A 12,800-nucleotide genomic window follows, 5' to 3' on the forward strand; every position below is an offset into this window, starting at 1 on the left:
GGTGGCTTGTCTCCCGGGCTTTTGTCCCGCCGTGTAACCTCAACTGGAGGTCGCCAACTCTCGGACCAGCCACTCGCGATTGCGAGCCGGAACCCTAGTCAGCCATTGCAAATTGTGGTGCCGCGAACCTGTGATGACTCCTGCACGGGTTTGCTAAAGCGAGACGCGTGCCAAGTCGCGTCAGGCGCTCTGGCACGGGCGCGCGGGTTGCTTAGGGGTGGCGGCGCGGGCGCTGAGGCGCTTTGTGTTGGTGCGCGGCTGCACCGTGATGCAGCGTGTTTGCCGCTGATCCGATGGTTTGCGCCGTTGGCATCGAGGCGGTTACGGACGGGGTTATCACGGCGGCGGATATCACCATGGGCACCACTAATCAGCGGCTGAATGATGGCGTTTTTGCGGATGAACAAGGTTTCATAGAGCACTTGTTTCAACTTGTTGCAGGGACGCACCAGATGCCGAAAACGCTGTCTGATTTTTCGACAGTCACCGATTAAATGACTGTCGCCTGCCAGCGTCGCTGGTATGGCCAACCCGCGGTCCAGGAGGCCGCCATGTATAGACGAATTCTTCTGCTTGCTGCGTTGATGTTTTCCGTTACCGGTTGCGTCCCGTACTCCTACGCTGACTCGTATTACAGCTCAGAGGTCTACACATCACCCGCACCGGCCTACTACAACACTGGCGGCACGTATTACAACGGTGGCAGCAGGTATTACGCGCAACCACGCTATTACCAGCCAGCACCGCGGTATTACCAGCAACCGCGCTATTACCAATCGGCGCCGCGTTACTATCAACCGGCCCCGCGTCACTACGAAAGCCGTCGCTGGCACGGCAATGATCGCGGACGCTGGGATGGCCACCGTCGCGGCGGTTGGGATAACGATCACCGCGGTCGTGGCAACTACGACCGACACAGCGGACGTGGCGACCACAACGGGCGTGGCAACCGCTGGTAATCACCCGCCAACAGAAAGCGGCGCATATAGCGCCGCTTTTTTTGTGCCCGGATTTTAATACTGCGTCAAATCCGCCAACGGATGCCGCCCCTCCCAAACCTTGTGAAAGTGCGCCTCCACCACTGCATCCGGCACAGTGTTGATGTCCGGCCAATGCCAGTGCGGCTTCTGATCCTTGTCAATCAAGCGCGCGCGAACCCCTTCGCTGAACTCCGGATGGCGGCAGCAATTGAGGCTCAGGGTGTATTCCATCTGAAAGACTTCGGCCAGCGACATGTGCCGGGCGCGGATGATCTGTTCCCAGACCAGATGCGCGGTCAGTGGTGAGCCTTCGCTCATGGTTTTCGCCGCCCGCGCGATCAACGGATCGCTGCTGTCGCGTTGCAGGCCGATGGCTTTCCAGGCGCAGGTGACGTCGCTGACATCGAGCAATTCGTCGATCTGCTGCCGCCGTGGCAACCATTGCGCCTCGGGCATCTGCGCCACGGCCTCTTGCTGCAAAGCCTTGAGCAGGCTGTTGAGTTGCACGTCGGTCTGTTCCTGCCAATTGAGCTGCAGCAGGCCTTCGATCAGTTGCGGCTGCTGTTCATCGAGCAGGAAGCGGTCAGCCAGATCGAGATCGATCGCATCACGACCGTTCATGTGCGCGCCGGTCAGGCCCAGAAACAAACCGAGCTTGCCCGGCAGCCGGGCGAGAAACCAACTGGCGCCGACGTCCGGATACAAACCAATGCTGATTTCCGGCATCGCCAGACGGCTGCTCGGCGTAACAATCCGCGTACTGGCGCCTTGCAACAGGCCCATGCCACCACCGAGCACGTAACCATGGCCCCAGCAGATCAGCGGTTTCGGATAGGTGTGCAGGCTGTAATCCAGGCGATATTCCGCGCTGAAAAACTGCGCGGCCAGCGGTGGTACTTCGCCGGGGTGAGCGCGACAGGCTTCCACCAGGCTGCGCACCTCGCCGCCAGCGCAGAACGCTTTGGCGCCATTTCCGCGCAGCAGCACGCAGACGATTTGCGCATCCTTGGCCCAGGCGTTCAGTTTGTCGCTGAGGGCGTTGATCATCGGCAGGGACAGCGCGTTCAGCGACTTTTCAGCATCCAGGCTGGCGATACCGATGCGGGCGCCGTCGGTGCCGGTGAGTTCTTCGAAGTGCAGATTCATCGTGACCTCGATCGGGAATTTGAACGATCAGTATGATCGTTGTGTGGGAAAGTGCCGGATCTGCGTCAGATCAATTGACAAGCGTGGCCGGCTTTCCTAGGGTTCGCCCCATTGTTTTTGCCGGGTATGACCATGACTGCTGACGACCGTATCAAACTCGAACCGAGCTGGAAGGAGGCACTGCGTGCTGAGTTCGACCAGCCTTACATGGCAGAGTTGCGCCAGTTTCTGCAGCAGGAGCGGGCGGCCGGCAAGGAAATCTATCCGCCGGGACCGATGATTTTCAACGCACTGAATTCGACGCCGCTGGATAAGGTGAAGGTGGTGATCCTCGGCCAGGACCCGTATCACGGCCCGGGCCAGGCCCATGGTTTGTGCTTTTCGGTGCAGCCGGGCGTGCCGGCGCCGCCGTCGCTGGTCAACATCTACAAAGAGTTGAAACGCGATCTGAACATCGACATTCCCAATCACGGTTACCTGCAGAGCTGGGCCGATCAGGGCGTGCTGATGATCAACACGACCATGACCGTCGAGCGCGCCAACGCCAATGCGCACAAGGACAAGGGCTGGCAGTTTTTCACCGACCGGATCATTGAACTGGTCAGCGAACGGCAGCCGCACCTGGTGTTCATGCTCTGGGGCGCCCATGCGCAGAGCAAGCAGAAGCTGATCGACGCGACCAAGCATCTGGTGCTGACGTCGGTGCATCCGTCGCCGCTGTCGGCGTATCGCGGGTTTTTGGGTTGTGGGCACTTTGGCCGGACGAACAAATTTCTTGAGCAGAATGGTGAGACGCCGATCGAGTGGCGCCTGCCGCCCATCGCGTAATCTCGTTCCAACGCTCTGCGTGGGAATGCCTCAACGGACGCTCCGCGTTCGGCTCTGAAAGGGACGCAGAGCGTCCCAGGCTGCATTCCCACGCAGAGCGTGGGAACGATCAAAAGGGCGACGCGGTCTTACTCCGGATTACGATTCCAGTACTTGAACAACGGCTCAGCCAGAAACAGCACAAACAAAAGCCGCATCACCTGCATCGCTGTCACCAGCGGTACTGACAGTTGCAGCGTCTCCGCCGTCAGACTCATTTCGGCGATCCCGCCGGGCATCATGCCCAGTGTCAGCGAACGCAGATCCAGATGGGTCAGCGCGCTCAACCCCAATGCCGCCAGTGTCGCGATCAACATGGTCAGCGCCGTGCCGATCAACGTCCGCCCCATGAATGAAGGCGCGCGGCGGAAGAACTGCCGGTTGAAATGGCACCCCAAACCGCTGCCAATCAACCACTGGCCAATCTGACTGCCGCCATTGGGCAAGCCAATGTGCAAATCCCAGCCAATGCTCACCGCCGCACTCACCAGCAACGGCCCGAACAGCCAAGGATTGGGTTGGCGCAAACGCTGCCAGAGCCACGCGAGCAAACCGCCCGCCGGAAACAGAATCGCCAGCCAGCGCCAATCGACGCTGCCAGCGTGGGAAATCGGTGTGCCATCACCCAGCAGATACTTGAACGCCGCCGGCACACACAGCACCACCACCAACACCCGCAAGCTCTGTCCCGCCGCGACGTGGCTGAGCATCGCGCCGTTACGCGCGCCAAGGTTGACCATCTCCCCGGAACCGCCGGGCATGCTGGAGAAAAACGCTGTCGCGCGATCTTCACCGGTACGGCGCATCAACCATACGCCGACCACCGCCGAGACACTGGTGACCAGCGCCCCAAAGAAGATCAAACCGAAATGACTGAGCACCTGCTCCATCACTACCGGGGTGAAGTGCAGGCCGATGCCGATGCCGACGATCCACTGGCCGCACTTGCGGCCGCCAGGGATTTCCGTGAGTTGCCACGGGGTCAGGCAGCGCACGAGGATGATCGCCAGCAACGAGCCGACCATCCACGGCAGTGGCCAGCCGATCTGGCTGGCGAGGTAACCGCCCAGCAGACCGACCAGCGGGGTTCCCCACCAGGATTTCAGTGAGGCGCGATCAAACATCGGCAATGGCGCGACGCGCGACCGAACGTTTGCGCCAGATGCGCAGCAGCGGCATCAGCAGCATGATCGCGGTCAGCACCCAGACACCGAAGGTGATCGGGCTCGACCAGAGGATTTCCAGTGCACCGTTGGAAATCGACAGCGCCCGACGCAGGTTCTGCTCCATCAGGCCACCGAGGATGAAGCCCAGCAGCACCGGCGACAACGGGAAGTCGAGCTTGCGCAGGATGTAACCGAAGATGCCGATGCCGACCATCAGGAACAGGTCGAACGTGGTGGCGTGCACCGCGTAGACGCCGATCCCGGTGATGATCGCGATTACCGGCACCAGTGCCCAGTTTGGCACCGCGAGGATGCGGGTGAAGATGCGGATCATCGGGATGTTGAGGATCACCAGCATGATGTTGGCGATGAACAACGAGGCGATCAGCCCCCAGACGATGTCCGGTTGTTGCTGAAACAGCAGCGGGCCCGGAGTGATGTTGTACAGCGACAGGGCGCCGATCATCACCGCCGTGGTGCCCGAACCTGGCACGCCGAGGGTCAGCATTGGCACCAGCGCACCGCAGGCCGAAGCACCGATGGCAGTTTCCGGTGCGGCGAGGCCACGGGCGTCACCCTGACCGAATTTGCCACTGGCACCGGCGATGCGTTTTTCGGTCATGTAAGCCACGGCGCTGGCCAGCGTCGCGCCGGCACCCGGCAACACGCCCATGATGAAACCGAGCAGACCGCATCGGATGTTCACCACGAACACCGACGACGCTTCCTTGAAGTTGAACATCATCCGCCCGGTCGCTTTCACCGCTTCCTGGCCGCGATGGGTTTTCTCCAGCAGCAACAGAATTTCACTGACCGAGAACAGGCCCAACACCAGCACGACGAATTGAATGCCGTCGGTCAGGTGAATGTTGTCGCCGGTGAAACGGTACACGCCGCTGTTGGCGTCGATGCCGACGCTCGACAGGAACAGGCCGATCAATGCCGCGATAAAGGTTTTCAACGGTCGATCCCCGGCCATGCCGCCGAGACAGACAATCGCAAACACCATCAGCACGAAATATTCCGCAGGCCCGAAGGCGATCGCCCATTTCGCCAGCAACGGCGCGAACAGGACCATGCCGCAGGTGGCGATAAACGCGCCGATAAACGAACTCCACGCCGACAACGACAGCGCCACACCGGCCAGACCTTTACGGGCCATCGGGTAACCGTCGAGGGTGGTCATCACGGTCGATGCTTCGCCGGGAATGTTCAGCAGGATCGAGCTGATCCGGCCACCGTATTCGCAGCCCAGATACACCGCTGCCAGCAGGATCAGCGCCGACTCCGGCGGCAGGCCGAGGGCGAAAGCGATCGGGATCAGCAAGGCCACGCCGTTGATCGGGCCGAGGCCCGGAAGCAGGCCGACGACGGTGCCGATCAGCGTGCCGGTCAGGGCCGTGACCAGGTTGTACGGGCTCAGCGCGACGCCGAAGCCTTGACCCAAATAACCGAGGGTATCCATATCAGTTCTCCAGCACGTCGAGCAGGCCAAGGGGCAGCGGAACGTCCATCACACGGTCAAACAGCAGGTACAGACCGATGGCCATCAGCGTGGTCACCACGATGCTCGGCATCCAGCGACCGCCATACAGACGCGCCATCGGAATGCCGATAAGGATGCTGCTGAGGATGAAACCCAGCGGTTCGAACAGACCGGCGAACACCAGCAACAGTGCGACGCAAATGGCGATCTTGGTCAGGGTTTCGCGATCCAGTGGCGGCTCGTCTTCACTGTGTTTGATCGGCGCCGGGCGGAACACCATGTACAGCAGCGCCGCGCCCATCAGGCCGAGCATCAGCAAAGGAAAGGCGCGTGGGCCGACCGGTTCGTAGGAAAAGGCCGCTTGGTACGGCCACGCCATCAATGCCAGGCCGGCGCAAACCAGCAACAGCACGGAGGCGAAAATGCGTTGAATAAGCATGGGAGCTCCTGTGCCGCGTCCCCGCAACCGGGAACGCAGCCGCTAGACAGAGACGATCACTGGATCAGGCCGAACTCTTTGGCCAGCACTTTGTAGTCCGCAACCTGCTTCTTCACGTAGGTGTCCAGCTCCGGGCCGGTCATGGCGAACGGGAACAGTTCACGCTGATCGCGCAGCTTGGCGAACTCATCGGAGGCCAGCAGTTTGTCGAACGAGTCTTTCCACCAGGCGTAGTCTTCATCGCTGACTTTTGGCCCGAGGTAGAAGCCGCGCACCACCGGCCAGACGATGTCGTAGCCTTGCTCGCGAGCGGTCGGAATGTCTTTCATTTCCGGCTCGTCGAGACGCTTGTCGGCAAACACCGCGAGCAAGCGCATGTCGCCACTCTGGATGTGCGGCATGGAGTCGGAAATGTCGGTACTGCCGACCTGAATGTGACCGCCGAGCAGGGCCGTGGCGATTTCGCCGCCACCTTCAAGCGCAACGTAACGCAGGTCGCGCGGGTTGATCCCGGCAGCCTTGGCGATCAGTGCGGTTTGCATCCAGTCCTGGCTGCCAACGGTGCCGCCGGAACCGATCACCACGGAGCTTGGATCTTTCTTCAGTGCCTGAACGAGATCGTCGAGGGTCTTGTAGGGCGAATCGCTTTTCACCGCGATGGCGCCGTAGCTCGTGCCTACCGCTGCCAACCAGCGGACGTTGGTCTCATCGAAGCGACCGAACTTGCCCTGCGCCAGGTTCAACAGCGAACCGCTCGACCACGCCACCAGCGTACCGGCATCGGCCGGACGCTGCGCAACCACGGCGTTGTAGGCCACTGCACCGACACCACCGGGCATGTAGGTCACACGCATCGGTTTGCTCAGCAGTTTCTGATTGACCAGTGCGCTCTGCACCAGTTTGCAGGTCAGGTCGAAACCACCGCCGGGGGAGGCCGGGGCGATACATTCCGGACGTTTCGGTTCGGCCATCAGTTGGCCGGCAAACAGGATGCAACTGGCGGCCAGTGCAACTTTACGCAGTGACAGGTTCATTCGATTCTCCACGGGCATTGTTGTTATTCGACGTGTTTTTCTTCAGCAGGCCATTACCACAACGCAACGCTATAGCTCACCAGCAAACGCACTTCGTCTGCATCGCGAGCCGAGTAGTTGGAGCGGTAAGTGGCATTACGCAAACGCACGGCGACATCCTTCAAGGCGCCGCTTTGTACTACATATTTGATCTCGGTGTTGCGTTCCCACTCTTTGCCTTCTTCACCGTTCTTGAGCTTGATGTTGTCACCGCTCAAGTAGCGGCTCATGAAGCTAAGGCCAGGGATGCCGAGTTTGGCGAAGTCGAAGTCGTAGCGAGCCTGCCAGGAGCGTTCTTCGGCGCCGGCAAAGTCGTTGATCTGCACGAAGTTGACCAGATACGGGTCGCTGCCATCGACATACGGGAAGGCGCTGTCGCCGGACATGTGCTGATAACCGGCGCTGAACTTGTGGCCGCTCAGCGCATAGCTGACCAGACCGTTGAGCGAGCGGTTGTCGATCTCGCCGCCACGGGCCGCGCCTTGGTCATCGCTGACGGCAAAACGCAGGTCAGTGGCAAACGTGCCCGGGCCCATCGGCCGTGAAGCGACCAGGCCGAAGAAGTGCTGGTTATAGACTTCGTCGAGTTGGGCGAAGTGGTAACTGCCGGTGATCTTGTCGGTGAACTTGTAGTCGACTCCGCCAAAATCGAAGTGCTTGCCGGCGGCGGTGCCGGCAAAACGGCTGTTCTTGTTGTTGAGGGCGATGTCCTCGAAATCGGTGCTGTCGCGATCCTTGGCTTTCTCCAGTCGACCACCGGTGAAGGTCAGGTTCTTGATCTCTTTGGAAGTCAGCAAACCCCCTTCAAAGGTCTGCGGCAGGATGCGCCCATCGTTGGGTTTGAGGATCGGCAGTTCAGGAATCAGGCTGCCGATTTTAAGTTCGGTGGCAGAGATTTTTACTTTGCCGGTCAGGCCGACTTTGGAATACTCGTTCGCCGCGCGCCCGTCATCGTGGGTTGGCAGCAGGCCGGTGCCGGTGCGGTCCGGACTCGAATCAAGTTTTACCCCGAGCATGCCTAAAGCATCGACACCGAACCCTACGGTGCCGTCGGTGTAACCCGATTGCAGATTGAGCATGAAACCCTGAGCCCATTCGTCACGCTTGGATTGCTGGGCGCTGGTGCCATCGCGAAAGTCGCGGTTGAAATACATGTTGCGGGTTTCGAAGGTGGCGCTGCTGTCTTCAATGAAGTCGGCAAAACTCAACGGCGAAAAACCGGCAAGGGCGGCGGCACTGACGAGGGCGGTGTGGCTGAAACGGGAAGGGCGAACAGGCTTGGACGCCTGAGGCTGCATGGACGGCATGCGGGTGTACTCCGTTTATTGTTCTTATTGGTCGAAAACGCTTCATGGCGTTTTTCGTTACGCTGTGTGGCATCAGCGACGGCAGTCGGAACTGTCCGTGGGCCGACTGTAACGAGCTAACCTTTCGCTAACCTTTCAGCTGACTTTCACGGTTTTCGGGCTTCACAGCGGCGGTTGCGGCTGTAAACTCCGCGGCAAAGCGTGGCGCCGGCCATTCCTGAACGAGGTAAAAATCCATGCGTGTTCTGCTCGTCGAAGACCATCTGCAACTGGCCGAAAGTGTCGCTCAGGCGCTCAAGAGCACCGGTCTGACCGTGGATGTGTTGCACGATGGCGTGGCCGCCGATCTGGCGCTGGGCAGTGAGGAATACGCCGTGGCGATCCTCGATGTCGGCCTGCCGCGCATGGACGGTTTCGAGGTGCTCGCGCGTTTGCGCGCTCGCGGCAAGAATCTGCCGGTGCTGATGCTGACCGCGCGCAGCGATGTGAAGGATCGCGTCCACGGCCTCAATCTGGGGGCCGACGATTACCTCGCCAAACCGTTCGAGCTGACTGAGCTGGAGGCACGGGTCAAAGCCTTGCTGCGTCGCAGTGTGCTCGGCGGCGAGCGTCAGCAGCGCTGTGGCGTACTCGCCTATGACCTCGACACCCGGCGCTTCACTCTCGGCGAAGATTTGCTGACGTTGACCTCTCGCGAACAAGCAGTGCTGGAAGCGCTGATCGCCCGGCCAGGTCGGGTCATGAGCAAGGAGCAATTGGCCGCACAGGTGTTCGGTCTCGACGAAGAGGCCAGCCCCGACGCTATCGAAATCTACGTGCACCGCTTGCGCAAGAAACTCGATGGCCAACCCGTCGCCATCGTGACTTTCCGTGGTCTCGGTTACCTGCTGGAAAGCCGCGATGCATAAGCCCAGCAGCCTGCGCTGGCGCTTGCTGTGGAACCTCGCGTTGCTGCTGGTGGTGTTGATGCTCGCCAGCGGATTGAGCGCGTACTGGAACGGTCGCGAAGCCGCCGACACGGCATACGACCGCACGTTGCTGGCCTCGGCGCGGACCATCGCGGCGGGTCTGTCGCAACGTGACGGCACACTGAGTGCCGATGTGCCTTACGTCGCACTCGATACCTTCGCTTATGACAGCGCGGGGCGGATTTACTATCAGGTCAATGACATCCATCAGAAGCTGATTTCCGGCTACGAAAACCTCCCCGGCCCGCCGCCGGGGACGCCGCGCACGGACAGCTATCCCGCGCTGGCGCGCTTCTACAACGCCACGTACAAAGGGCAAAACGTGCGCGTGGTCAGCCTGCTGAAAGCGGTGACCGAACCGAACATGAACGGCATGGCGGAAATTCGCGTCGCCGAAACCGATGAAGCACGGGTGAGCATGGCGCGCAGTCTGGCGGCCGATACCTTGCTGCGATTGGGCATGCTGGCGATTGGCGCTTTGTTGCTGGTGTGGTTTGCGGTCAGTGCCGCATTGCGCCCATTGGAGCGTTTGCGCACAGCAGTGGAAGAACGTCAGCCCGACGACTTGCGGCCGCTGCCATTGGTTGAGGTGCAGCATGAGCTGTGGCCATTGGTGCGCGGGCTCAATCATTTCACCGAGCGCTTGCGTGGTCAGTTCGAACGGCAGGCGCAGTTCATCGCCGATGCGGCCCATGAACTGCGCACACCCTTGGCGGCGCTCAAGGCGCGACTTGAATTGGGTCTGCGTTCTAACGAACCCGAGACGTGGCGCACGACATTGGAATCCTCGGCGCAAAGCACCGATCGCCTGACCCATCTGGCCAATCAGTTGCTGTCACTGGCGCGCGTCGAAAACGGTGCGCGGGCGATTGCCGAGGGCGGCGCGCAGTTGCTCGATCTGAGCCAGTTGGCGCGAGAATTGGGCATGGCCATGGCGCCGTTGGCGCACAAGCGCGGGGTGGCGTTGGCGCTGGAGGCGGACGAACCCGTCTGGCTGCGCGGTGAGCCGACGTTGCTGAACGAGTTGTTGAGCAATCTGGTGGACAACGCTTTGGCGCATACGCCACCGGGCGGTAACGTCATTTTGCGCGTGACCGCTCCGGCGGTGCTTGAGGTAGAAGATGATGGGCCGGGGATTCCGCTGGAAGAGCGCGATCGGGTGTTCGAACGTTTCTACCGGCGCAATCAGCAGGTCGCGGGTTCTGGATTGGGTCTGGCGATTGTTGGAGAGATCTGCCGGGCGCATCTGGCCCAGATCACTTTGCACGATGGCGAGCAGGCGGGGTTGAAGGTGCGGGTCAGTTTTATCGCCGGGTGATTGTGGTGGTTTTGCTGGCCCCTTCGCGAGCAGGCTCACTCCTACACTGGAACGCGTTCTCCTGTAGGAGTGAGCCTGCTCGCGATGGCCACAATAAAGTTTCGGATCAGTAAAACATCGTCCGCGATTCTTCCAGATCTTCACACAGCGCTTTGTTTTCCGGATCAATCCCAAGCTTCCTGAACGCCGGAACGGTCATTGGATCAATCCGCGCAAACGGATGATCAGTGTCCTTGTGGCAATACAGGCTCGCCACTTGCACCAGATCGACATAGTCAATTGCTGTCGAATCGCGCTTGAAGTCCTGATAGCGCCCCGGCAATTCCACCAGTCGCTCCGGGAACTCCCAGACCCGCAACAACTTGTCGCCCAGCAACGGATGAATGTGATCGATCACATGGTTGAGGCTGACCGGGTCCGACAGCAGTTCGTAGTGGTCTTCGGCGTAGGTCAGAATCGGCAGCACACCGATCTGATGCACCAGCCCGCCGAGGGCCGCCTGATCGGGTTTGAGCTGCGTGTAGCGGCGGCACAGCGCGTAACTGACCCCGGCAATTTCCAGGCTCTTGCGCCAGACTTCGCGCATCTTCTGCTCGACCACTTCGGAGCGGGCGTGGAAGATCTGCTCCATCACCAGACCGATCGCCAGATTGCTGCTGTAGTTGATGCCCAGCCGGGTGATGGCCGTGTGCAGGTCGGTAACTTCCTGCGCGGCGCGCAGCAGCGGGCTGTTGACCACTTTGATCAGGCGCGCCGACAGCGCCGTGTCACGGCCGATCACTTTGCTCAGGTCGCTGACGCTGATTTCCGGGTCTTCAGCGGCCTTGCGAATCTGCAGGGCCACTTCCGGCAACGTGGGCAGAACCAGGTCATCGTTATCGATGGCCTCAACCAAATCCTGTTGGACTTTTTCCGCCAGTTCGCTCATTTAAACTCTCTAGGGTGTTGCAACAAATGCTGCGATCAGCGCTGGATTTCGCGGTCGCGATCCAGTTCGTAAGGCAGGTCGAGCAGATGCAGCGCGGGACCTTCGAGGGTGCCCAGATGCAAATCACCGGCTTCGGCAGCTTCGGCCTGCAGCACCGCCAGGAGTTCAATGTTTTGCCCGGTCTTGGCGGCCAGCACCACTTCGCCGACGGAGCTGTTGTGGCTCGGCGCAAACAGTTGTGTGCCAGGCTCTGGCAAATCAGCGGCGTCCAGGCTCAGGCGATACAAACGACGCTTGAGTTTGCCCAGGTACTGCATGCGCGCGACGATTTCCTGGCCGGTGTAGCAACCCTTCTTGAAACTCACACCGCCGACGGCTTGCAGATTGAGCATCTGCGGGATGAACAGCTCGCGGGTGCTCGGCATGACCTGGCCGATACCGGCGCGGATCTGACCCAGCAACCATTGATTCAGCTCGGCTTCAGGCAGGGCGGCGGACAATTTGGCTTTGATCGCGTCAGCCTGATCGACCGGTGCCCAGAGTTCGGCGCGATCGGGCGAGACGCGAATCGCGATCAGGCTTTCATTACGCACGAGGCTGTCGGTTTCTGCCGGCAAGTCCAGACCGAGGCTGGTCAAGGCGTTATCGCCATGCTCCAGACCAAAGCGTACCCAAGCGGCACTTTCGTCGGTCAGTTTTGATTTGGAGAACACCGCGTACTTTTTCAGATCCGCCAGTTGCGGCTCGAGCAGCTCGCTGGCCATCGCCAGGACCACGCCGTCGCCTTCGAGCAGAATACGAAAGCTCGACTGCATCCGGCCCTTCTGAGTGCAGCGGGCGCCGAGGCTGGCGCGGCTGTCGCTCAGGTAATTGAGGTTGCAGGTCAACTGGCCTTGCAGGAATTTTCCGGCATCCGCGCCGCGAACCGCGAGAACGCCTTCATGAGACAGGGTGCAGAAAAAAGCAGAATCGGCCATGGGTCATCGCAGGGTAAATAGACTGGGGCACATCATAAGGGCGCGTTGGTGAAATGGGTAGTTGATAAAGGATCGGTGGTGCCCGACCAAAGCCGACTGTGCGACCTGCGTGGGGGCTGTATACTTGCCGGCAAATTTGAGGAGG

The 12,800-nt window shown here is 60.6% G+C and carries 13 protein-coding genes and 1 riboswitch; of the genes, 5 read left to right on the forward strand and 8 right to left on the reverse strand.

The window, feature by feature from the left end; all coding sequences use genetic code 11:
* Positions 1-8: 8 nt before the first annotated feature.
* Positions 9-109, reverse strand: a riboswitch (guanidine-I (ykkC/yxkD leader).
* 166 nt (positions 110-275) lie between these two features.
* Positions 276-494, forward strand: a complete 219-nt coding sequence (locus QOM10_RS07150) for a hypothetical protein (protein ID WP_316917801.1) — start codon at positions 276-278, stop codon at positions 492-494.
* A gap of 57 nt (positions 495-551) precedes the next feature.
* On the forward strand, positions 552-959 hold the full coding sequence (locus QOM10_RS07155) for a hypothetical protein (protein ID WP_127926187.1): 408 nt from the start codon (positions 552-554) through the stop codon (positions 957-959).
* Between the two features lie 54 nt (positions 960-1,013).
* On the opposite strand, the gene QOM10_RS07160 is transcribed toward QOM10_RS07155, so the two are convergent.
* Positions 1,014-2,126: an enoyl-CoA hydratase/isomerase family protein gene (locus QOM10_RS07160; RefSeq protein WP_127926188.1), complete on the reverse strand. Its 1,113-nt coding sequence runs from the start codon at positions 2,124-2,126 to the stop codon at positions 1,014-1,016.
* A gap of 132 nt (positions 2,127-2,258) precedes the next feature.
* On the opposite strand from QOM10_RS07160, the gene ung reads away from it, so the two are divergent.
* Positions 2,259-2,954: a uracil-DNA glycosylase gene (gene ung / locus QOM10_RS07165; RefSeq protein WP_122853676.1), complete on the forward strand. Its 696-nt coding sequence runs from the start codon at positions 2,259-2,261 to the stop codon at positions 2,952-2,954.
* 128 nt (positions 2,955-3,082) lie between these two features.
* Here ung and QOM10_RS07170 read toward each other — a convergent pair whose 3' ends face one another.
* Genes QOM10_RS07170 through QOM10_RS07190 form a run of 5 tightly spaced genes read right to left on the reverse strand, consistent with a single transcriptional unit; the run spans position 3,083 to position 8,464 of the window.
* On the reverse strand, positions 3,083-4,117 hold the full coding sequence (locus tag QOM10_RS07170; protein ID WP_038358335.1) for an AbrB family transcriptional regulator: 1,035 nt from the start codon (positions 4,115-4,117) through the stop codon (positions 3,083-3,085).
* Entirely contained in the window at positions 4,110-5,624 is a 1,515-nt protein-coding gene (locus QOM10_RS07175) for a tripartite tricarboxylate transporter permease (protein WP_007911435.1), read from the reverse strand. Before QOM10_RS07175 ends, QOM10_RS07170 begins: the two co-directional genes overlap by 8 nt.
* Position 5,625: 1 nt before the next feature.
* Positions 5,626-6,084, reverse strand: coding sequence for a tripartite tricarboxylate transporter TctB family protein (locus QOM10_RS07180; RefSeq protein ID WP_007911434.1), 459 nt, complete (start codon positions 6,082-6,084; stop codon positions 5,626-5,628).
* 56 nt (positions 6,085-6,140) lie between these two features.
* Complete coding sequence (locus QOM10_RS07185; protein ID WP_034153137.1) at positions 6,141-7,118, reverse strand: Bug family tripartite tricarboxylate transporter substrate binding protein; 978 nt, start codon at positions 7,116-7,118, stop codon at positions 6,141-6,143.
* 53 nt (positions 7,119-7,171) lie between these two features.
* Positions 7,172-8,464, reverse strand: coding sequence for an OprD family porin (locus tag QOM10_RS07190; RefSeq protein ID WP_316917802.1), 1,293 nt, complete (start codon positions 8,462-8,464; stop codon positions 7,172-7,174).
* A gap of 236 nt (positions 8,465-8,700) precedes the next feature.
* Here QOM10_RS07190 and QOM10_RS07195 point away from each other — a divergent pair, with 236 nt between their 5' ends.
* Both QOM10_RS07195 and QOM10_RS07200 read left to right on the forward strand, forming a co-directional pair.
* A complete protein-coding gene (locus tag QOM10_RS07195) occupies positions 8,701-9,372 on the forward strand; it encodes a response regulator (RefSeq protein ID WP_102900255.1) in 672 nt (223 codons plus the stop codon).
* Positions 9,365-10,750, forward strand: coding sequence for a sensor histidine kinase (locus QOM10_RS07200; RefSeq protein ID WP_095119116.1), 1,386 nt, complete (start codon positions 9,365-9,367; stop codon positions 10,748-10,750). Before QOM10_RS07195 ends, QOM10_RS07200 begins: the two co-directional genes overlap by 8 nt.
* Positions 10,751-10,856: 106 nt before the next feature.
* Here QOM10_RS07200 and QOM10_RS07205 read toward each other — a convergent pair whose 3' ends face one another.
* Both QOM10_RS07205 and QOM10_RS07210 read right to left on the reverse strand, forming a co-directional pair.
* On the reverse strand, positions 10,857-11,678 hold the full coding sequence (locus QOM10_RS07205) for an HDOD domain-containing protein (RefSeq protein ID WP_016984704.1): 822 nt from the start codon (positions 11,676-11,678) through the stop codon (positions 10,857-10,859).
* A 35-nt stretch (positions 11,679-11,713) separates the two neighbouring features.
* Complete coding sequence (locus tag QOM10_RS07210) at positions 11,714-12,655, reverse strand: YgfZ/GcvT domain-containing protein (RefSeq protein WP_150749319.1); 942 nt, start codon at positions 12,653-12,655, stop codon at positions 11,714-11,716.
* Positions 12,656-12,800: the final 145 nt, after the last annotated feature.

The organism is Pseudomonas sp. P108 (assembly GCF_032613195.1).
In the GTDB taxonomy this organism is placed as follows: Bacteria; Pseudomonadota; Gammaproteobacteria; order Pseudomonadales; family Pseudomonadaceae; genus Aquipseudomonas.

Excerpts from the sequence above, each read along its gene's own strand:
- QOM10_RS07155 (WP_127926187.1), top strand. The coding sequence starts at position 552 with ATGTATAGACGAATTCTTCTGCTTGCTGCGTTGATGTTTTCCGTTACC.
- QOM10_RS07160 (WP_127926188.1), bottom strand. The coding sequence starts at position 2,126 with ATGAATCTGCACTTCGAAGAACTCACCGGCACCGACGGCGCCCGCATC.
- ung (WP_122853676.1), top strand. The coding sequence starts at position 2,259 with ATGACTGCTGACGACCGTATCAAACTCGAACCGAGCTGGAAGGAGGCA.
- QOM10_RS07170 (WP_038358335.1), bottom strand. The coding sequence starts at position 4,117 with ATGTTTGATCGCGCCTCACTGAAATCCTGGTGGGGAACCCCGCTGGTC.
- QOM10_RS07175 (WP_007911435.1), bottom strand. The coding sequence starts at position 5,624 with ATGGATACCCTCGGTTATTTGGGTCAAGGCTTCGGCGTCGCGCTGAGC.
- QOM10_RS07180 (WP_007911434.1), bottom strand. The coding sequence starts at position 6,084 with ATGCTTATTCAACGCATTTTCGCCTCCGTGCTGTTGCTGGTTTGCGCC.
- QOM10_RS07185 (WP_034153137.1), bottom strand. The coding sequence starts at position 7,118 with ATGAACCTGTCACTGCGTAAAGTTGCACTGGCCGCCAGTTGCATCCTG.
- QOM10_RS07190 (WP_316917802.1), bottom strand. The coding sequence starts at position 8,464 with ATGCCGTCCATGCAGCCTCAGGCGTCCAAGCCTGTTCGCCCTTCCCGT.
- QOM10_RS07195 (WP_102900255.1), top strand. The coding sequence starts at position 8,701 with ATGCGTGTTCTGCTCGTCGAAGACCATCTGCAACTGGCCGAAAGTGTC.
- QOM10_RS07200 (WP_095119116.1), top strand. The coding sequence starts at position 9,365 with ATGCATAAGCCCAGCAGCCTGCGCTGGCGCTTGCTGTGGAACCTCGCG.
- QOM10_RS07205 (WP_016984704.1), bottom strand. The coding sequence starts at position 11,678 with ATGAGCGAACTGGCGGAAAAAGTCCAACAGGATTTGGTTGAGGCCATC.
- QOM10_RS07210 (WP_150749319.1), bottom strand. The coding sequence starts at position 12,655 with ATGGCCGATTCTGCTTTTTTCTGCACCCTGTCTCATGAAGGCGTTCTC.